The organism is Listeria sp. ILCC796 (assembly GCF_900186175.1).
Lineage (GTDB): Bacteria > Bacillota > Bacilli > Lactobacillales > Listeriaceae > Listeria > Listeria goaensis.
Genome location: NZ_FYBV01000009.1, coordinates 1 through 20,547, shown reverse-complemented (window position 1 = coordinate 20,547; position 20,547 = coordinate 1). Strand labels below are relative to the sequence as shown.

Genomic DNA, 20,547 nt, shown 5'->3' with positions numbered 1-20,547 from the left:
TCGTTTAGCTATAGAAATTAAGCCTTACAATTTAACGATTTTCCGCTTTATTATAAGCACCATGCCAAACCGGGCCAATAAATTGGTTCAAAGCAAATCCGCCTTGAATAGCAGCAGTGACAAAATCTTTTGCCTTAGCAACCGCATCAGGAACAGACAAACCTTTCGCAAGACCAGCAGTAATCGCCGCCGCAAACGTACAACCAGCACCGTGGTTATAGTTTGTGTTAACTTTTTCCACTTCATAAATCGTAAAATCATTGCCGTCGTACATTAAATCAATCGCTTTATCGCTCTCAAGCGCTTTGCCACCTTTAATGACCACATATTTTACACCAAGTTCATGAATTTTTTTAGCCGCCGCCTTCATATCCTCAACCGTTTTCAGTTTTCCAAGACCAGAAAGCTGCCCCGCTTCAAATAAGTTTGGCGTTGTCACTGTCGCAACCGGCAGCAATAAATCACGAATCGCCGCCGCATTTTCCGGCTGAATAAGCTCGTCCTCGCCCTTACAAACCATCACCGGATCAATGACAATATTGGTTAAATCGTGTGCAAGAATGGCTTCGCGAGTCGCTTTAATAATGTCCACCGAGCCTAGCATCCCCGTTTTCATTGCATCAACAGGACCACCCGATAAAATCGTTTTGAGCTGCTCCCGCACAAGCTTAGCATCAATAGGTGTCACACCGTGTGACCAGTTGTTATCTGGATCCATCGTCACAATCGTTGTGAGTGCAGAAAATCCAAAAGTTCCATATTCTTCAAATGTCTTTAAATCAGCTTGGATACCAGCGCCGCCGCTAGAATCAGAACCAGCAATAGTTAAAGTTTTTTTAATCGTCATTTTAAATTCCTCCAAAATTAATCATTTGCTTCGAGCATTTTATAAATGGCTTCCGCAACCCCGTGCTCATCATTGGTGGTAGTTTCATATTTGGCGCGTTTCTTGACTTCCGGCTCTGCGTTGCCCATCGCCACACTGTAACCTGCCATTTTAATCATCGAAAGGTCGTTCATATTGTCGCCAATCGCAAATGTTTCTTCAAGCGAAACGCCGAGGCGCTCCACATAATATTGTAACGAAATGCCTTTTTGGGCCGCGCGATTCGTGATTTCAATGTTGTCAGAAAAAGAAGAAGTAATCGCAAGTTCATTCGACACACTTAGTTCTTTTTTTGCTCGAGTTAAAATATCAGGGTTTGGCGAGAACGAAATGAATTTCAAGATGTTCATCTCCTCGTTTTCAAAAACCCGATTGACATCCGTAATTTCATGAACGTCTTTCGCTTGAAAGCGCTCCTCAATTTGCTCGCTAATCGATTGAACGGGCTTGTCAGGATGCATTTTGCGATACATTTCAATCAAAAATTCTTTACCTTGCTCTTTGTTTGTCGAAATCGGCCCGATATCAGTAAACAATTCCGTGTACATTCCTAAATCAGAAAGAATTTGAAATGTTTTTCTCGAAATATCTTTGTCGAGCGTATGTTGCAACAAAATTTTACCGTGTTCATCGCGCACTTCTGCGCCGTTCATACAAATGGCCGGCGCGTACAAATTCGCTTTGTGAATAAGCGACATCGCATCATCGTACATCCGCCCCGTACATAAAACAAAGTGGACGCCTTTAGATCTTGCAAATTCAATCGCTTTTACGTTTTCCTCAGTAACACGTATGTCGGAATTTAGTAGCGTACCGTCCATATCAGAAGCAATAACTTTAATCATAAATAAGAATCCTCCTAGTGTTTTCACTTCCTCTAGCATAGCACTTTTTAAAGAAAAATGCAGTTGTCTTGTTTAAAAAGCGCCACATTTTGCGTCCCCCGTGAAAGTTAGCTATAATAAAGCGTGAAGTATAGTGGAAAGAGGTGCTAGAATTTGAAAAAAGAAGTTGAAAAAATGCTTGCGGGCGAATTGTATGATCCGTCCAACTATGAACTCGCGCATGGTCGCGCACGCGCACGCAAACTCATTCGCGAAATCAATGATACAATAGACGCAGCAGCGCGAACTGAACTTTTAAAACGCCTATTCGGCGGAACGGGTGAAAAAGTATTTTTAGAACCGACACTCCGCGTTGATTACGGCTCAAATATTTATCTTGGCGAAAATTTCTTCGCGAATTTTGATTGCGTCATGCTTGATGTGTGCAAAATACATATTGGTGATAATTGCATGCTCGCGCCTGGCGTGCACATTTATACCGCGACGCATCCTCTTGAACCGACCGAACGAAATAGTGGGCTCGAACTAGGTAAGCCCGTTAAAATCGGCAATAACGCCTGGATTGGCGGACGCGCGGTTATTAATCCCGGCGTGACACTTGGCAATAACGTCGTTGTCGCATCAGGCGCCGTTGTCACAAAAAGTTTCGGCGACAATGTTGTCATCGGCGGCAACCCAGCGCGCATTATTAAAGAAGTCAAAGGAGTTTAAATGGTGAACGTTTCAGATCAGGCGTTATTTCAAAAAATGGAGGAAGAGCTACGTCAGGCGAAGGAGCTAAGCGGCGCTGAACAAAAAGCGCATCTGCACACATTGAAAATTCTCACAGAACTGGCTCTTTCTGAAACTAAAACGGATGTCGCGCCCCAAAATGATGCGGCGCACATTCCGCACGAGAGTACACCAGCTGTCCCTCCGGCTTTAAACCAAGGAAAAAAACTCGATATGTCAGACGGTGCGAATGGTGATTCGCTGTTTGATTTTTAAAGGGGGAGAACGATGAAAAATGGTCTTATAACGGGCGGCATTTTTGCGATGCTTGCCGTCATGATTGGCGCTTTCGGTGCGCACGCGCTAAAGGATATTTTAGGCAGCCACGTGGCCACGTATGAAACGGGCGTTCAATATCAAATGTTTCACGCTGTAGCGATTTTAATTTGCGGCGTCGTCCAAGAAAAACTAAACAGCCGTCTTATTAGCGCCGCGATAATACTATTTTCTGCAGGCATCATTTTATTTTCAGGCAGCCTTTACGTTTTGAGCATCACTAAAATCACGTTTTTAGGAGCCATCACACCAATTGGCGGCGTTTGTTTTATTTCCGGCTGGCTTTGTTTTATCATCGCAGCTGCAAAATCGCGTCCCGGTTACCATTCATTTTAAAAAGGAAACCAACATTTTATTTCAAAAAAAAGTCTTTCGTCATAAAATTTTAATATAAACATTTAAAAAAAGAGGATTATTTCTATTTTTGCGGGGTATTTAATTAGCATAAGCAACGATAACTTATTTACTTTTTCTCCCTTTTTAGTGATAAGTTATCCTTTCTTACCTTAAACTCCCTTTTTGTGGCGCTATGCGGCTTGTCTAAGCCTATGGCGTCTTTTTTTGCTGATTTTTTGAGGATGGAGTGGTTGTCCTAGAGTTGGTAGAAAAATAAGTGAGTACAATGAGCTATCAATAGCTTCTAAAAATAGTGTATGGTATATTGAAATAGTAAGAAAAATACATAATATTGGAGAGGGTTTTATTTTAGAAAAATCAGGCTGACTCTTCGTAGAGCCCGAGATTCCGTGAAAACTTATGATACAAGTATGCATAACATTAACCAACAGAACTTTGGTTTTCAACTTTTATGCTGATTGTTTGAATTCGAAAAACGTCTCTTGTGGCTTAACAAGAGACGTTTTTATGAATGGAATCTAACTAAAGCGCTGTAGTTTCATTAAAATCATGTTCAATGCAAGTATTTATAATCGTTCACATGGTAGAATGAATAGGCTGTGGATTGTCCTTAGAGACTTTCTAGTCGAGTAAAAGGAGGGGTAGAATGAAAAAAACGTCAATAATTATTATAAGTATAGTACTATTAATCGCTATCGTAATCGGTATAAAATTGGGAGTTGATAAACATATGAATAACAACGAAGAAGCGGAAATGATGGAAATTGTACATAGTAAAGAAGCGGAAAAAGTTTATAAAAAAACAATAATGTATAATGATCCTAAAGCTTTTACAAGTGAAGGAGTTATATACACATACAAAATTGATGATGGTAGTATAGAAGAAAATCCTATGGGGGGGATAATGGTTAACTTAATCATTAACAACGACAGCGACTTAGTAATCGATATTATATTAAGCAAAGATAGTGATAGAGGTGAATTAAGCGATGATGCGGGTGGAACCTCTGAAAAACTAGAAAGGCTTTTAGAGAAAGAAGGGAATTGAAATGGCAACTATGCTCACAGAAAAGAACCGAGTTCAGATTGCAAAACAGCAGTATAATAAAAATATGGACGTTGGAAAGCCTATAAAAATCGACGGGGGAAGAAAAATAGGTACACTTTCAGAAAAAGTGAACAACAAAGCAACAGGCGAACAAACATACATAGTTACTAATGGGAAAAATAAAGTAACAGCCAATTCTTCGCTCTCGGAACGTGAGAAAGTTAAAGAAGTAACTGTTTTATACCGAGGCTCCACTGCCCCTAATGAACTATCGTGGGGAGCACCTGAAGTGAATAACGACTTTGCAGCGGATTGGTTGCAGAATGATGTTCCTGCAGCAGCAATGGTTTTAGTGGGAAAAGGGGGAGGTACCCCACAGTTAAAAAGTTCAGCGAATACTTTGAAAAAAACGCTTGAAACTTATCCGAATGCAAAAATTAATATATATGGACATTCACTTGGTGGAATGAACGGACAATACGCAGTCGCAAACCTAAGCAAGAAGCAACTTAAAAGAATAACTGGTGCATACCTTTATCAATGTCCTAATGTTTATAATCTTCTAAATGCCGACCAAAAGAAAATAGCAGACGCTTTCACAGCTTCTAACAAAGGATTCATCTATACCGATCAACTTGACTTGATTGCGCTAGGTTACGGGGAGAATAAACCTACAATAGGAAATGTGTTATTTGTAGATGGAAAAGATGTAGGGGATATGGGCAAGCAACATATGTGGGGTGGTTATCAATTTGACAAAAATGGAAATTTAAAACTAACCAAAGCAGGGAACAGAAAAAAAGCCGCAATACTTCAAGCGGAAGGTCTGAAAAATCTTGCAAAACTAAAGAAAAAATTAGGAGCTGGTGGCGACTTGTCATCATCAGAAGAAAAGTACCTTGAAGCATCAGAAGCGTTTATTCGTGTTGGAACAATGCAAATGGAAGCAAAGCAAATGTGTGAGGAACTGGAAAAACTATACAAAAAAGATATGGAAAACGCAAGTGAACTTTGGCAGAAAACGCACTCGGATGCCAGAAGCTTAGGGGACTCACTATCAGAAACTGAAATTATCGGCGCGCTTTCGGACGGTGGGGCAACAGAGGCAAAAATAAAGCTTAAGCCAATCGCAAAACGTACTAAAAAGCTAGGGAAACTCAAAGAAATCGAACAGGATTATAATGATATAATTAATCAAATTCAACAGGCAATTAATGAAGTGCTAGAAAAAGATCGAGAATTAGCGCGGAAAATCGCGGAGGGATGAGACTTTGGAATTATCAAAAAGGACAATCATGCAACGTATAGACGATATAGAAGACGATTACAAGCGACAAATGAGGCGATTAGAAGCAGTAGAAGAAGACATGCGGCATGCTGGCAATCAATTTTTAAAAACGCTAGATGTAAAAGCCGAACGTTTACGTTTTATGATTTCAAACTATGCCCCCGAAACGATTCCCCCGCTTTCACACGGATACAATATGATAACCCGTACACATGATGAAGCTACTCATATGATGCGTGAGAAATTAGAGAAGATTGAGGCACAACGGGAAGATATAGAAGCACAGTATAGAAAAGATATAGGATGCTTTAAAGATAATTTAATGAAGATAGACAGAGAAAGCGAGGAATGACAACATGAGCAACTCAATCGGGGACATGTTAGGCGATGCGAGAAAGAAACTAGAGAAATCACTTATTACTACCTTTATAGCAAGTCACGCAGTTGCATCGGCTGAAAATCGGGAACAGTTGACGAAAGAAGCGGAAAAAGAAAAGACGGAAACCTTTAAAAATAATGACAAGAAACATATAGAGAAACTTAAAAGTGCTATTAAAGGTAATTGGTTCAAAGCAGCACAAAAAGCACTAGAAAACACTAGAAATAAATGTAACGATATTTGAAGCGTTGGCGGGGAGCGACCGCTTTTTTTGTGTTAAAAATAACTTTTATAGGTATAATTGCTATCAGTTGACGAAACTGGTAGCAAATGCGATAAACTAAATGGGAGAAGGAGATGAGCCGATGAATATTAAGAAAGTAAGTGAAGTGACAGGTGTTTCAGCGGACACAATTCGGTACTACGAAAAAATTGGTTTGATTGCGCCGGTGAAGCGGAATGGGAATGGAATACGAGAATTTGACGAGGACGACATTCGTTGGATTGTCTTTAGTCGGCAGATGCGGAGAGCTGGTTTGTCGATTGAGTCATTGGTAGAGTATTTATCGTTATTCCGGCAAGGTGATTCGACGGTTGACGCGAGAATAGCTTTAATCCAAGAGCAAAAAGAAAAACTAGAAGCGAAAGCCGCGGAGCTTCAAGAGGCGATAAGCCGTTTGCAGTTTAAATTAGAAAATTATGGACATGTGCGAGCTGCGGAAAACAAATTGCGGAGCTTTGAAGTAAATAGGGTTTGAAATTTTGTTTATTTTTTTACAAAAACGCTTGACTTAGAGTTCACTTCAAGCTTTATGATAGGGGAGTAAAGGAGGAGTCGAAATGGAGTATGTGAAATTTGGTAATACTGGTATGGATGTATCAAAAATTTGTCTAGGTACAATGGGCTTTGGTGATGCAGAGAAGTGGATTCACAAATGGGTGCTTGGTGAGACGGATAGCCGCCAAATCATCAAAAAAGCGCTCGACCTCGGCATCAACTTTTTTGATACGGCAAACATTTACTCTTTTGGGGAAAGCGAAAAAATTGTTGGGCGTGCACTGAAAGATTTTGCAAATCGCGACGATGTTGTTCTCGCGACAAAAGTGCATCAAACCATGCGCCCGGGGCAACCAAATAGTGGTGGACTTTCTCGCAAAGAAATCCTAACTGAAATCGACCATAGCCTAAAACGGCTAGAAACCGATTATGTCGATCTTTATATTATTCATCGTTTCGACCAATTTACGCCTGTCGAAGAAACGATGGAAGCTTTGCATGATGTCGTGAAGGCTGGAAAGGCCCGCTATATTGGCGCCAGTGCCATGTACGCATGGCAATTCCAAAAAGCACAACGCATCGCAGAAAGAAACGGCTGGACTAAATTTGTATCCATGCAAAATCATTACAATTTAATTTATCGTGAGGAAGAGCGGGAAATGATTCCATTTTGTGAAGATGAAAACATAGCGCTAACGCCGTATAGTCCGCTAGCATCTGGTCGCCTTACGCGTGATGTTTCCGAAAAAACGGAGCGTTCAGCGACTGATACGATTCAAAGTTCTAAATATGATGGCATGATGGAAGCGGACATCGGAATTATTGAGCGCGTTGCCGAACTGGCGAATAAATACGCGGTTTCGCGCGACCAAATTGCGTTAGCATGGTTGCTGAATAAACCAGAAATCACCGCACCAATTGTGGGCGCACAAAAAGAACGGCATTTAGAAAGTGCTGTTTTGGCGCTAGATTTAAAACTAACATCAGAAGATATGGCATTTTTAGAGGAACATTATATACCTCATCCAGTTGTTGGGGCGCTTCCAAATCAAAAATAGACAAATAATTTTATAAATAGTAATGTGCGAGGTTCAGTGTTTAGAATCTCGCATTTTTGCATAAAAATCAGATTTGTTTATAAAATAACTTTCAGAATTTTATTTTTTATATTATAATGTAAATTGACTGCTTGAAGTATTCTTTTGGCAGAATAATATGGAAAGGGAGAAAAAGAGACAGAAACAACATGGAAAATACAATTAAGGAGGAGACTATGAAAAAGTTTTTACGTTTGTTAGCGGGAATTAGTTTTATTTTTGCAAGTTTATTTTTGTTATTGCCAGGAAACCAAGTTGATGCGAGGGAATATCCAACAGGATCATTAAAAGATCCAATAGGGGTTTATGAGCAACCTAAACCAAAACAACTACTTAGGTCAACGCCTTTACCGACTAAGTATGATCCTCGTTTAACTGGAGGAGACACATCAGTTAAAGATCAGCAAACAAGAAACATTTGTTGGTCGTTCTCTTCAAATGCTTCTATTGAAACGGCTGCTTTAAAACAGTTTGGCGTACCCTATGACCTTTCTGAACTTTATACGGACTACTATTCGGCAAAAGATGCAGACGGAATAATTGGAAATAACCCAAAAGCATATAATCGTACTTTAGGCGGTGGAGGATTTGAGACTATGGCTCTCTACGAAGCGATGAATTGGGAGCTACCAGTTTCTGAAAATAAAATGCCATATAATACGAATGCATCGTATTTACCTTCTTTAAATGTTTTATCTGAAAAGCCGCTTATTCATCAACAAGGAATAAATCTGATTGGAGGACTTTATGTAACAGCAAGTGTTGAAGAGCAAAATCAAAAGGTGAAAAGAATTAAAGAACATCTTGTGAAAAATGGTGGACTCACATACCAGTGGAAGGCAGATGGACAATATCTTCAAGAGTATATAAATAGTACAACAAGCGCAGTATATGTACCTAAAAGTGACTATACTACCATTAATCATTCTACTTTAATTGTTGGATATGATGACAATTACAGTAAAGAAAATTTCAAGTCAAATGTTAGACCTCAAAATAATGGGGCCTTTATTGTTAGAAATAGCTGGGGAACCAATTGGGGGGATAAAGGTTACTACTATGTGTCTTATGAAGATGCTTATATCTTAACTTCTGTTATGTACGGTGCAAAACAAATGGAAACGAGCCAGAACTACGATAATATGGTTGCTATGGCAGAATTTGCACCGATTATTGGATATCCTTCAATAACGGATACGTACATTGCCAATGTTTTTGATGCACCTAATGATTCAAAAGAATCCATTGAAGCGATTGCGATTAATACACTTCAATATGATACACCGTACGAAATTTATATTAATCCAAACAGTTCGGATAAATCATTCACTAACTTAAAGCTTGTTGCAAGAGGAGTAAAGGCAGACGCTGGTTTTGAAACAATTAAATTAAGTGAACCTGTACCAATCACAAGTAATGATAAGTATGCGGTTGTGATTAAGTTTTCACTACCAGATGGAGTGTCAATATTGCCAATCCCACTATCCAAGCACGAAGAAGTAAGTTATCCGCGTAATTCTGTGAAATCTGGAACAAGTTTCTTATCATTCTCTGAGAATCAAGCGAATATGGATTGGAATGAGGTGTCTTCACCGGATAGTGGTCTTGGTGCAGCTTTTGAATGTTACACAAACGTCTATACAACTACAAACAATACCCAAGAAAAAATTAAAGATGTCTTTTTAGATGCGGATTTAGCAAATGAAATTGCTCGGCAGTTGAATAAATCTGTAGAAGATAATTTTACTACGGAGGATGCTGGTAAAATTACGCAACTACGTGTAGATGGTAAAGTTTCCAATGCGACAGGGATTGAAAGATTAAATAATCTAACTCACTTAATCTTTTATGGGGGAACTGAAAAACTTGAAAAAATTGATCTCAGTAAGAATCTAAATTTAATCTATTTAGATTTGGGAAATAATAATTTTTCTACACTTGATTTAAGGCAGAATAAAAAATTAGTTCGAATTAATATGTATAAGAATCAATTGACAAACCTTGATTTAAGTCAGAACACAGCGCTTGATTATCTTGAATTAAGTTATAATAAGCTCCAACAGTTAGATGTTAGTAAGAATACGAACTTAACATATATTGTTGCTGGCGGAAATCAGTTAAGCAATCTAGACGTTAGTACAAATACTAAATTGAGTAATCTTTGGATTCATAATAACAAGTTGACGACTATTAATGTGAGCAATAATACCGAATTAAGGGGGATTAGTATGGGAGCGAACCCAGTTTATTCACTGACGTTACCATACCTGCCTAAACTGGACTTCTTAGATGTGCAACATACCCCTTCACTAAGCTCACTTGATTTATCAAGATTGCCTAATCTTAGGACGCTACATTTAAACAATGCCAATCTTTCTTCGATAAATCTTAGTCAAAATCTTAAATTGAAATTCCTATATCTAGAGTACAATAAGCTAACTAAAATTGATTTGCGGAATAATGTTGAACTCTATGAACTTTATTTGCATCGGAATCTTTTAACGGAACTGGATTTAAGTAAAAATGTAAAATTAAATCGTTATTTTTATGATTCTGATACAGTCACAAATTTTATCGCACCACAAAAATAAATAAATTATAATGAACAAAAAAAGAAGCAAAATCAGGTGATAACCATGGAAAATGGCTTGTTCACCTGATTTTTGCTTCTTTTATTAAATCATAAAAAATCTTTCAATCTCTTCATGCGGCAATAAATTCCCAATGAAGAATGCGCCAAACTCGCCGTAACGTGCACTTGTTTCGTCAAAGCGCATTTCCGTGACAATTCGCTTAAAGTCAAGTGCATCGTCCGCAAACAAAGTGACGCCCCATTCGTAATCGTCAAGGCCGATGGATCCGCCAATAATTTGGCTCACTTTTCCAGCGTAACTGCGGCCAATCTGACCGTGATCGCGAATCAATTGTTGGCGCTCGCTCATCGGGAGCATGTACCAATTATCCGCACCATCGCGTTTTTTATTCATCGGATAAAAGCAAATATGTTTTTTGTTCGGTAATTTTGGATAAAGCCGGGCGCGGACATGTTTGTTTTGATACGGATCCTCGTCACCCGCCATATGTGAGGCTAAATAATTGCTTAACTCCACAACTGAAATATAGGAATATGTAGGGACTAAATAATCCGCAATCGCGAGCTTATTGAATTCGTTTTCCACCGCATTTAATTCTTCTAAAGTTTCCCGAAGAACAAAAAATACAAAATCAGCTTTTTGCCCTAAAATCGTATACAGCGTTTGTTCACCAGCTCCAATGTTTTTTGTCACTTCTAAATTCGCTAAAAATGTGCTGAATTCCGTTAAAATCCGTTCGCGGTCAGCCGTAGAAGTTTCTCGCCAAGACGTCCAATCTACCGCCCTGAAATCATGTAAAGAGTACCAGCCATCTAATGTTTTTACTGCTTCATTCATTAGGTTTCACACCTTTCTTATGTCATTAAAATAAGTGTATCATAGCCAAATTCGAAAGTCTTTTTTTCTGTTTTAGAAAAAAGCGGCTGGAATAAATTCCAGCCGCTTGAAGTGTTAAGGTGTCGATACAATTGCTGTGGCTGACCCAGTTAGCGCCCACGAATTGATTGCATTTGGCAAAATAAAGTGGTCGCCTTTTTTAACAGGCGTTTCAGCCCCGTCAATGGTAAGCGCAGCAGCGCCGTCTAAAATGCTTACAAGCGTATATGGCGCCGTCGCATCAAATCTTGCAGTGCCGTCAATTTCCCATTTGTAAACGCTGAAAAAGTCGTTTGACACAAAAGTCGTAACGGTTACTCCGTCTCGTTTTTCAACCTGAATATCAAGTAATGCATCGTGATGCGGAATTTTTGTGACGTCGATGGCTTTTTCTAGATGAAGCTCGCGCGTGTTGCCGTCCGCATCTGTACGATCATAATCGTACACACGGTAAGTTGTATCCGAACTTTGTTGCGTTTCAAGAACTAGCGTGCCAGTGCCAAGCGCGTGAATCGTCCCACTTGGAACATAGTAAAACTCGCCCGGCGCGATTTTCACCTTGCGTAGCAACTTGTCCCACTCGCCGTCCGCAACCATTTTCACAAATTCATCTTTAGACTTCGCATGGTGCCCGTAAATCAGCTCCGCGCCTTCCGCGCAATCAATAATATACCAACATTCCGTCTTTCCAAGCTCGCCGTTTTCATGCACTTTCGCATACGCGTCGTCCGGGTGAACTTGCACGGATAAATCCGAATTTGCATCCAAAATCTTTGTTAGTAGGGGGAAAACTGGGTCTTTCGGATTTCCAAAAAGTTCCGGATGTTCTGTCCATAGTTGGATGAGTGTTTTCCCAGCAAACTCGCCATTTTTGACAGTGGATGGACCATTCGGGTGCGCAGAAATAGCCCAGTCCTCGCCAGTCTTGTCAGACGGAATATCATATCCGAAGTAATCGTGCAGTTTTGTGCCGCCCCAAATGCGGTCTTGAAAAACAGGGTTTAAAAATAAAGCCTCTTTCATCGTGAACCTCCTCGGTTAAATATGTAATCTCTACAAAAGTATATACCAATTAAAAGTTAAATGCTACTTATTTCCGCCTAAAAATCCTTGTTTTTTCAACCCTTCTGGAATGCCGGTAAAATAAGGTTGCGCATAAAATTTAGCAATGCGTTCCGTATAGCCAATAGAACCTTCACGTTCGGAATAAGGAATAATCGTTACATCATATTTTTCAAGCAGCGGTAAAGTGTCTGTTTGGTAGGTTTCTTCAAAATAAACAGCTTCTTTAGGTAAACGAGGTCGGATTACGGATTCGGTATCCGGATAGCCCACACAAAGCCCAACAATTGGAATCACCATTTCAGGTAGCCCAAGAAATTCGGAGACCTCCGTAAACTCACGTCTAATTCCACCAATACAAACCGTCCCGTAGCCAAGACTTTCAGCCGCCGTTAGCGCGTTTTGACAAGCTAAACCAACGTCAGTTGCGGCAACAAGCAGTAAGTCTTCGTCGCTTTTCGCATTAAATGCCGTCTGATATTTCGCGCTCGCCAAATTGGCACGATGAAAATCCCCAACAAATACAAGAAAAATGGAGCATTCCGCCACATATGGATTTTTCGTCAGCTCCGCTAACTTTTGTTTACGTGCAGCGTCTTTTACCCCGACAATGGAATATTGTTGCCCATTAATCCAAGATGGTGCACTTTGAGCCGCGCGGATAATTAAATCTAAATCGGTCTCAGGAATACTTTTTCCAGGTATGTACTTGCGAATCGAACGGTGGCTTAACATTTGCTCAATGACTTTATTCAAATTAAATCCTCCTCCAAAATCAATTTCTTCTTCAAGTATAGCTTTCTTCAAGCGAAATGTTAACGCTATACTTGAAAAAAATGCCAATTTTTTCTACACTAGAAGAGAGAAAGGGTGTGAACGTCTTGGAAATAAGCAAACAAGAACAAGATCGGCTGTTTTTAGAAGAAACATTTTTAACTTCAGAAGAATCCGCTAAATTTTTAGGCGTAACGAAGCAAGCCATACAGTCTCTTGCGAAACGCAACATTATTCCGCACATTCGCAAAGGAAATGTCCTACTGTTCCACCGAATAGATATCGAAACTCGCTTGGCAAACCAGACCGAATTACGCAAAAAATATCGCCCGTATGAACATTAAAAAAGGGGATGAAACCATGGAAGATTGGAATAAATTTAAAGAAAGAGGGTTTGTAGTAAAGGAAACCGGTCCTGTTTACTACACCGCCAACATGGATGAAACCATCGCTTGGTTCACCAAAACACTCGGTTGGTACTGCGAAATTGATGAGCGCGACGAAAATGGAAGCGGCACATATGGCTGTGCGTTTGACCTCCCGCGTGAATTTGAAAGCCTACATATCGCACCATTTACTGGCTTCCATCTTTTATACGGCGAACCAAAAGGCGGTACCGTCGCTTTCATGAAAGTGCAAGGTATCGAAAAACTGCACGCTCACGTCATAAACAGTGGCTGGGAGAAAGTCACCTTACACGCTGCCGCCGATTTTGAAACAAAGCTCTGCCAAGTAGAAACAATTGATGGCTACACTTTGCAGTTTTTTGAATAAAATTGAATTTTAAAAGGAGGGCTGGAAGTGGAAAAACCAGATTATTTAAAAGAAACTTATCAGGAAACAACTTTTAAATTAGCGAATAATGGGCCACGCGACATCTCCGTTTTAAAAGAAGTCATCGCAAATGTGGACGGGGAAACTGCGAGCGATATTTACGGTACAGGTTCGTTGATTTCAAATTTTGAAGAAAAAATGGCAGGGGTTTTAGGTCTGGAACAAGCAGTTTTCTTCCCAAGCGGTACGATGGCACAGCAAATTGCGCTTAGAATTTGGGCGGATGAAAAAAACATACCGCGCGTTGCCTATCACCCGCTCGCTCATCTGGAAATCCATGAGGCAGACGGCTTGAAAAAGCTTCACAATATTGAAACCGCGCTACTTTGCGAACAAGACCGCGTACCAACACTTGAAGACATTCAAACTTTGGGTGAAAAAGTAGCCTGCGTTTTACTCGAGCTTCCTCAAAGGGAAATTGGCGGGCAACTACCAAGTTTTGAAGAACTCGTTCAAATTTCCGAATACTGCAAACAAAACGGCATTGCGTTACATTTAGATGGTGCACGCCTTTTTGAAGTATTGCCTTTTTACCAAAAAGAAGCGAGCGAAATTTGTGCGCTGTTTGATACCGTGTACATTTCCTTTTATAAGGGCATAGGCGGCATTGCCGGCGCAATTTTAGCTGGCCCAACTGATTTTCTCAAGCAAGCTAAAGCATGGAAACGGCGTTACGGTGGGGATTTAATCAGTTTGTACCCGTACATTTTATCGGCCGATTACTATTTTGAAAAACGCAAAACTAAAATGGCGCTGTATTTTGAAAAAGCGAAGGAGCTTGCCGCTCGTTTCAATGCGCTTACAGATGTGAAAACCATTCCAGAAATCCCTGTTTCAAACATGTTCCACGTGCAATTTGATGCGCCGCTAGCAGATGTGGCGAAGCGAATTGCGATTGCCCAGTCCAAAACCGATATTGGTGTGACCGGCTATTTGCTTGAAAAAGGAAGTCACACATGCACGTTTGAAATCCCGATAGGTGACGCCTATTTGGAAATCCCAAATGACCAGCTGGACGAATTGTTTTCCGAACTTCGCTAATCATATTTTAAATTTTACAAAAAAAAGCAACCTTTCTCTCCAAGTTCAAAGGGGAAAAAGTGTTGCTTTTTAGCATTTTCTCATAGAAAAAATTATTTTAGATGTGTGGGTAGCTCATTTTCAGACTCGCATGTTTTCTTAAGCTCACAAGCTGCACATTTTCCTTGTCTGCTCTTTTTTGTGAAGCGAACAAGGGCAAAAATCGTATAACCGAATATAAGTCCACCAAGCAAAAGATTAACAAAAATAGCCATAGCACATTCAAGCCCTTTCTTAAATAAATAGATTTCCAATTTGATACACAAGAAGAACAATTACGTAGGCAGTTAATAGCGGATAGAGCGTTGCGAATGCAGTCCATTTCCATGACGCCGTTTCCTTCCGAATGGCCGCAACAGTCGCAAGGCAGGGGACATAAAGCAAGATGAACAACATGAAACAGTAGGCAGAAAGCGGAGTGTAAAATGCGCTAACAACGCTCCCAAGGCTGTCTTCTCCAACTGAATAAATAATCGCCATCGTTGAAACCACTACTTCTTTAGCTAAAAACCCCGGAATTAAAGTTGCGCCGGCTTGCCAAGTGCCAAAACCGAGGGGAACCAAAAGAGGCGCTAAAAAGCCGCCAATCATAGCGAGAAAGCTTTCGCCCATCGGAACATCAAACCCGCCTGGGCCAGCGTAATTGAGCAACCAAATGATGACCGAACCAGCAAAAATAAACGTGCCTGCTTTTTTCAAAAAACCTTTTCCTTTTTCCCATGTGCTGCGCCATAGCGTTTTGAATGAAGGGAAACGATACGGTGGCAGTTCAACGACAAAAACCGAATTATCGTTTTTAAGTAGCGTTTTGGATAAAATTTTAGTCATGAGAAGCGCCATCACAATGCCAATGACGTAAAGCGAGAGCACAACGAGCGCTTGATACTGCGCAAAGAAAACACCGACAAATAGCGCATAGACGGGAAGTCTCGCAGAGCACGACATAAATGGCGTAATCAAAATCGTCAATGTACGTTCTTTGGATTCTTCGATGGAGCGAGCCGCCATGATGCCTGGAACGTTGCAGCCAAAGCCAATGATCATCGGAATGAAGGCTTTGCCGTTTAGCCCAAACATTTCCATAATCCGGTCCATCACAACCGCAATCCGCGCCATATAGCCAGAATCTTCAAGCAGCGAAATAAAGAAGAAAATCACCAAAATTTGCGGAACGAACACGAGCACACCGCCAACACCCGCAATAATACCGTTTGTGATTAAATCAATTAAAAAATGACTTGTACCCAAGGACGCCAAAAATTGCGTGGTGAAATCTGTTAGTGGACCGCTGAAAAACCCGTCAAGCAAATCAGAGAGCGGCACGCCAACCCATGTAAATGTAATTTGAAAAATCAGCCACATGATACCAAGGAAAATGGGAATGCCGAAAAAACGATGGGTCACAATTTGGTCAAGCTTATCTGAAAGTGGCACGTTAGTTCCCGTGTAGGTGACCGCTTCCACACAAATATCTTGGATAAAAGCACGTCTAGTTTCGAATATCTCACTTTCAATGCTGCGTGTAAGTTTCATCGCCGTTTCCTCACGAATCTGTACGGCCGCCGAATAAAAAGGCTCATCTTGAATATGCTTTTCGGTCACAGGATTGGCAGTGAGAAATTGGAGCGCGAAAAAGCGCAAATGCTTACGCGGAGCCGTGTTTTCCAAAAGAGCAGAAAGGTCTTGAATGGCCCGTTCGATTGGTTTTGCGTAAGGTAGCTTTAGCGAATGATTTCGCGTGGCTTTTTCGTCGGTCAGTGTGGCAAGAATTTCTTCTGTCCCTTTGCCGGAGCGTGCGATGACGGGCAAAACCGGTATTTTGAGCGCCCTCGCCAGTTTCGGAATGTCAATTTTGATCCCACGGCCTAGCGCCACATCGACCATATTGAGTCCCATTACGACAGGCGCCCCAAATTCGAGCAATTCAATCGTTAAATTTAAATTCCGCTCAATTTGCGCTGCATCAACAATATTTAACATCGAATCAAATTTTTCTTCTATTAAAAAACGCGTTACAACAGTTTCGTCACGCGAGATAGGATGAATATCGTATATGCCCGGTAAATCAATGAGCTTACCTTTTTCCGCTTTTAATGTGCCGACTTTCTTTTCAACAGTCACGCCACTCCAATTGCCGACGTATTCGTATGAACCAGTCAGCGCATTAAAAAGCGATGTTTTACCAGTATTAGGGTTTCCGAGTAAACAATATGTATTAGCCATTTCGTTCCACCACGATTTCGCAAGCATCACAACTTCGAATACTAATGTACTGTCCTTTTGTTTCAATTGTGCAAGGACCGCCTAAAAAGCCTTTTTGTTTCATACATAGTTCGCAGCCTTCCATGCAACCAAGCGCCAGCAGACGTCTTTTGAGCATAGAGCTGGAAACATTTAAAGCAGAAATTTTACCGCGTTCGCCGGTTGAAAGTTCATTGAGTCGCATGCATCGTTCCTCCCATCGTTCAAAATGAGTTTGAGAATCATTATCAATTAAGTTCATTTTATCACAATATCTCAAAAAGTAAATGGTTGTTTAAAAAAAATATAAAGAAAGCGATATTTAGTGTAAAAATAACTCTCTAGAATTCATACAGTTTAGAAAAAATTGTAGTACAGATAAATGACGCAAAAATCCGTTTTTTTATGGCTTTTCCTGTTAACTTCATACATTTTATAGTATGATAAGAAAAGAAAATGAATTTGTGTGAAATTGGAGGAATAAAAGGAAATGAGCGATTTATTGAGAAGTATTAAAGAACAAGTTGCTGGAAAAGGAGTTCGTATTGTCCTTCCTGAAGGAAAAGATGAGCGAATTGTTGGAGCAGCAGCACGCCTTGCCGAAGAAGGTGCGATTACTCCTATTTTATTAGGCCAAAAAGCAGAAATTGAAAAAGCTGCAAAAAATGCTGGTGTTTCAGTCGACGGAATCGAAGTGAAAACACCAGAAACGGATCCATTATTTGATGAACTCGTGGCAGCCTTTGTCGAACGTCGTAAAGGAAAAGCAACAGAAGAAGACGCGCGTAAGTTGCTACAAGATCCAAACTATTTTGGAACGATGCTTGTATACACTGGAAATGCAGATGGTTTAGTAAGTGGTGCCATTCATTCAACAGGGGATACAGTTCGCCCGGCACTTCAAATTATTAAAACAAAACCTGGTATTTCGAAAGTAGCTGGTGCGATGATTATGGTGCGTGATGCGGAACGTTACCTATTTAGCGATGTCGCCATTAATATCGCACCAACAGCTGCTGACTTAGCAGAAAATGCCATTGTAAGTGCAGAAACTGCACAAATTTTTGGTATCAAGCCGCGCATTGCCATGCTCAGCTTTTCGACAAAAGGATCGGCAAAGTCTGAGGAAACTGAAAAAGTTGCAGAAGCAACTAAACTAGCGAAGGAAAATGCGCCAGAATTGACACTTGATGGTGAATTCCAATTTGATGCAGCGTTCGTACCATCGGTTGCTGCGCAAAAGGCTCCTGAATCCGTTATTAAAGGCGATGCCAATGTATTCATCTTTCCAAGTTTAGAAGCGGGAAATATTGGATATAAAATTGCGCAACGCTTAGGAAAATTTGAGGCAGTAGGTCCCGTTCTACAAGGACTAAATGCACCGGTGAACGACCTATCTCGTGGTTGTAACACACAAGATGTTTACAATCTTGCACTTATTACGGCAGCTCAAGCAGTTAGTAAATAAACATTAAGTCAAAATGAAAAAAAGAGAAGTAAAATTAATTAAAAGGTTCTATGCTTTGAAAATCAAGCATAGAACCTTTTTTTTGCAATCGTTTATTTTGTGGATTTGATACTAAACTTGCTCGTTTTTTGTAAATTGTCACAAAAATTACAAAAAACATAGAAAAAAAACAGTTTTTATATCCAACTTAACTATTTTTTAGGTGCTAATATGAATGAGTGCGAAACTGGAAGGAGGAAAACGAAATTTAAATTATGAATTTTGCAGAAAGACATATCGAGCATAGTGAAGTGTGCCTTTCTAGCTTTTGCATCAATAAAATATCATGAAAAAGGAGAATAAACAACGTGAACATGAAGAAATCTAAATTAAAAAAGATGACTATCAGCGCGATTACAGCAACTATGGTAGCTTCTACACTTGTAACAGCACTTCCGTTCAATGTAGTTGCTAGTGGCACTAGCACTGGATCAGAAGGAACAAAATTAACCAACCTAAAGTCAACATCTACAAACTTGTTGGGGGCTGCTGCTAACTTCGATAATAAAAACTACTGGACGCCAATTTATTGGACAGCGGCTAATACTATTAATGACACAAAATATGCTAGCTGGGATAGTTATCCTGGGGATAGCTGGGATTATTTTGGCGTGTATAGTATGAGTACTAAATTCGAAGGAAATGGTTCAGTACAACTTAGCTCACCACAAATGTTGAAATCTATGGGGATTGGACGTGCGTTTACCACAGTTCCAGGACATCGCTATAAAATCTCATATACTGCAACTAATGTAGATGGGAACAATAATGTTGCGGTAGTTGTCAATGATGGTTCTGCTGTACACCAAGCTTTATACAATCCATTACCTCTTTGGATGAATATACCGAACCCAGGTACTTGGGTTGGCGCATCTGGATCACAGCAAACAGGTGAATTTGTAGCAACATCTAATTCAACATCCGTTTCTTTGGAAACAACAACTGGTACAGTTCGAATTAGTAACCTTAGTATAGTTGACTTAAGTGACATAGAAAGAACAACTATTAATAGTTTAACTACAGACTCAACAAGTGTGAATGGAACCGCAGAACCGAATGCAGACATTGTTATTAAAGATCAAAATAACAATCAACTTGCTACAGGGAAAGTATCAGGGGATGGCACATATCAATTTGGCATTCCAAAACAAGCAGCTGGAACAGTTGTGACGGCATATGTAACAGCAAATGGTGTAAACGCAGATCCGGCATCAACAACGGTAACGCAAGGAAACCTAGCACCAACAACGATTGATAATCTAACAACAGATTCCGTGAAAGCCGAAGGAACAGCCGAGCCAAACGCGGATATGACGATTAAAGTTGGTCAAACAACGATTGCAACAGGAAAAGCAGATGCTAGCGGTCATTACAGCATTACGATTCCAAAACAAACAGTTGGAACAGTTGTCGAATCAACGGCAACAAAAAATGGCAAAACATCAAATACGGCAACCACAACAGTTACTCAAGGAGCGATTGCCGCAACGACAATTAACAGTCTAACAACCGATTCCGTGAAAGCAGAAGGAACGGCTGAACCAAACGCGGATATGACAATTAAAGTCGGTCAAACAACAATTGCAACAGGAAAAGCAGATGCTAGTGGTCATTACAGCATTACGATTCCAAAACAAGCAGTTGGAACAGTTGTCGAAGCAACGGCAACAAAAAATGGTACAACATCAAATACGGCATCAACAACGGTAACGCAAGGAAACCTTGCTCCAACAACAATTGGTGATTTAACAACCGATTCCGTGAAAGCCGAAGGAACAGCCGAGCCAAATGCGGACATGACGATTAAAGTCGGCCAAACAACGATTGCGACAGGGAGAACAGATGCTAGCGGTC

The 20,547-nt window shown here is 40.3% G+C and carries 23 protein-coding genes; 15 read left to right on the top strand and 8 right to left on the bottom strand.

The annotated features are described in order from the left end of the window. Positions 1-31: 31 nt before the first annotated feature. Positions 32-847 (bottom strand): pyridoxine/pyridoxal/pyridoxamine kinase, encoded by an 816-nt coding sequence (gene pdxK / locus CFS04_RS09795; protein ID WP_088810516.1) that lies wholly within the window; start codon positions 845-847, stop codon positions 32-34. A 17-nt stretch (positions 848-864) separates the two neighbouring features. After that, positions 865-1,731: a Cof-type HAD-IIB family hydrolase gene (locus CFS04_RS09790; RefSeq protein WP_088810515.1), complete on the bottom strand. Its 867-nt coding sequence runs from the start codon at positions 1,729-1,731 to the stop codon at positions 865-867. A gap of 153 nt (positions 1,732-1,884) precedes the next feature. Here CFS04_RS09790 and CFS04_RS09785 point away from each other — a divergent pair, with 153 nt between their 5' ends. The 10 genes from CFS04_RS09785 to CFS04_RS09740 all read left to right on the top strand — a co-directional run bounded on the left by CFS04_RS09785 (position 1,885) and on the right by CFS04_RS09740 (position 10,316). Then, positions 1,885-2,442, top strand: a complete 558-nt coding sequence (locus tag CFS04_RS09785; RefSeq protein ID WP_088810514.1) for a maltose acetyltransferase domain-containing protein — start codon at positions 1,885-1,887, stop codon at positions 2,440-2,442. 3 nt (positions 2,443-2,445) lie between these two features. Next, entirely contained in the window at positions 2,446-2,718 is a 273-nt protein-coding gene (locus tag CFS04_RS09780) for a YwdI family protein (RefSeq protein WP_088810617.1), read from the top strand. Positions 2,719-2,730: 12 nt separating this feature from the next. After that, on the top strand, positions 2,731-3,114 hold the full coding sequence (locus tag CFS04_RS09775; protein ID WP_088810513.1) for a DUF423 domain-containing protein: 384 nt from the start codon (positions 2,731-2,733) through the stop codon (positions 3,112-3,114). 667 nt (positions 3,115-3,781) lie between these two features. After that, entirely contained in the window at positions 3,782-4,183 is a 402-nt protein-coding gene (locus CFS04_RS09770; RefSeq protein ID WP_088810512.1) for a DUF1310 family protein, read from the top strand. A 1-nt stretch (position 4,184) separates the two neighbouring features. Then, positions 4,185-5,450 (top strand): hypothetical protein, encoded by a 1,266-nt coding sequence (locus CFS04_RS09765; protein ID WP_088810511.1) that lies wholly within the window; start codon positions 4,185-4,187, stop codon positions 5,448-5,450. A 4-nt stretch (positions 5,451-5,454) separates the two neighbouring features. Continuing rightward, positions 5,455-5,823, top strand: coding sequence for a hypothetical protein (locus tag CFS04_RS09760; protein WP_088810510.1), 369 nt, complete (start codon positions 5,455-5,457; stop codon positions 5,821-5,823). Positions 5,824-5,848: 25 nt separating this feature from the next. After that, positions 5,849-6,094: a hypothetical protein gene (locus tag CFS04_RS09755; protein WP_159457922.1), complete on the top strand. Its 246-nt coding sequence runs from the start codon at positions 5,849-5,851 to the stop codon at positions 6,092-6,094. Between the two features lie 121 nt (positions 6,095-6,215). Continuing rightward, a complete protein-coding gene (locus tag CFS04_RS09750) occupies positions 6,216-6,608 on the top strand; it encodes a MerR family transcriptional regulator (RefSeq protein WP_088810508.1) in 393 nt (130 codons plus the stop codon). Positions 6,609-6,690: 82 nt separating this feature from the next. Beyond that, positions 6,691-7,686: an aldo/keto reductase gene (locus tag CFS04_RS09745; RefSeq protein WP_088810507.1), complete on the top strand. Its 996-nt coding sequence runs from the start codon at positions 6,691-6,693 to the stop codon at positions 7,684-7,686. Between the two features lie 215 nt (positions 7,687-7,901). Continuing rightward, positions 7,902-10,316: a lectin like domain-containing protein gene (locus CFS04_RS09740; RefSeq protein WP_159457896.1), complete on the top strand. Its 2,415-nt coding sequence runs from the start codon at positions 7,902-7,904 to the stop codon at positions 10,314-10,316. 84 nt (positions 10,317-10,400) lie between these two features. On the opposite strand, the gene hemQ is transcribed toward CFS04_RS09740, so the two are convergent. The 3 genes from hemQ to CFS04_RS09725 form a co-directional block, all read right to left on the bottom strand. Next, a complete protein-coding gene (hemQ, locus tag CFS04_RS09735; RefSeq protein ID WP_088810505.1) occupies positions 10,401-11,156 on the bottom strand; it encodes a hydrogen peroxide-dependent heme synthase in 756 nt (251 codons plus the stop codon). 114 nt (positions 11,157-11,270) lie between these two features. Then, positions 11,271-12,218: a mannose-6-phosphate isomerase, class I gene (manA, locus tag CFS04_RS09730; RefSeq protein WP_088810504.1), complete on the bottom strand. Its 948-nt coding sequence runs from the start codon at positions 12,216-12,218 to the stop codon at positions 11,271-11,273. A gap of 63 nt (positions 12,219-12,281) precedes the next feature. Further along, a complete protein-coding gene (locus CFS04_RS09725; RefSeq protein WP_088810503.1) occupies positions 12,282-13,013 on the bottom strand; it encodes an NADPH-dependent oxidoreductase in 732 nt (243 codons plus the stop codon). A 125-nt stretch (positions 13,014-13,138) separates the two neighbouring features. On the opposite strand from CFS04_RS09725, the gene CFS04_RS09720 reads away from it, so the two are divergent. Genes CFS04_RS09720 through CFS04_RS09710 form a run of 3 tightly spaced genes read left to right on the top strand, consistent with a single transcriptional unit; the run spans position 13,139 to position 14,906 of the window. After that, entirely contained in the window at positions 13,139-13,375 is a 237-nt protein-coding gene (locus CFS04_RS09720) for a helix-turn-helix domain-containing protein (protein WP_088810616.1), read from the top strand. A gap of 16 nt (positions 13,376-13,391) precedes the next feature. Beyond that, positions 13,392-13,805 carry a hypothetical protein gene (locus tag CFS04_RS09715; protein WP_088810502.1) on the top strand — a complete coding sequence of 138 codons (414 nt, stop codon included), beginning with the start codon at positions 13,392-13,394 and terminating at the stop codon, positions 13,803-13,805. 27 nt (positions 13,806-13,832) lie between these two features. Beyond that, positions 13,833-14,906, top strand: a complete 1,074-nt coding sequence (locus tag CFS04_RS09710; protein WP_088810501.1) for a low specificity L-threonine aldolase — start codon at positions 13,833-13,835, stop codon at positions 14,904-14,906. Between the two features lie 92 nt (positions 14,907-14,998). Here the strand turns inward: CFS04_RS09710 and CFS04_RS13130 are convergent, their stop codons facing one another. Genes CFS04_RS13130 through CFS04_RS09695 form a run of 3 tightly spaced genes read right to left on the bottom strand, consistent with a single transcriptional unit; the run spans position 14,999 to position 17,391 of the window. Continuing rightward, positions 14,999-15,160, bottom strand: coding sequence for a FeoB-associated Cys-rich membrane protein (locus tag CFS04_RS13130; RefSeq protein ID WP_088810615.1), 162 nt, complete (start codon positions 15,158-15,160; stop codon positions 14,999-15,001). Positions 15,161-15,179: 19 nt separating this feature from the next. Next, on the bottom strand, positions 15,180-17,168 hold the full coding sequence (gene feoB, locus CFS04_RS09700; protein ID WP_088810500.1) for a ferrous iron transport protein B: 1,989 nt from the start codon (positions 17,166-17,168) through the stop codon (positions 15,180-15,182). Continuing rightward, positions 17,161-17,391: a FeoA family protein gene (locus CFS04_RS09695; protein WP_088810499.1), complete on the bottom strand. Its 231-nt coding sequence runs from the start codon at positions 17,389-17,391 to the stop codon at positions 17,161-17,163. Before CFS04_RS09695 ends, feoB begins: the two co-directional genes overlap by 8 nt. Positions 17,392-17,676: 285 nt before the next feature. On the opposite strand from CFS04_RS09695, the gene pta reads away from it, so the two are divergent. Further along, positions 17,677-18,654 (top strand): phosphate acetyltransferase, encoded by a 978-nt coding sequence (gene pta / locus CFS04_RS09690; protein WP_088810498.1) that lies wholly within the window; start codon positions 17,677-17,679, stop codon positions 18,652-18,654. Between the two features lie 353 nt (positions 18,655-19,007). Beyond that, positions 19,008-20,547: Ig-like domain-containing protein (locus CFS04_RS09685; RefSeq protein ID WP_255377788.1), on the top strand; the 1,540-nt coding region annotated here is incomplete at its 3' end.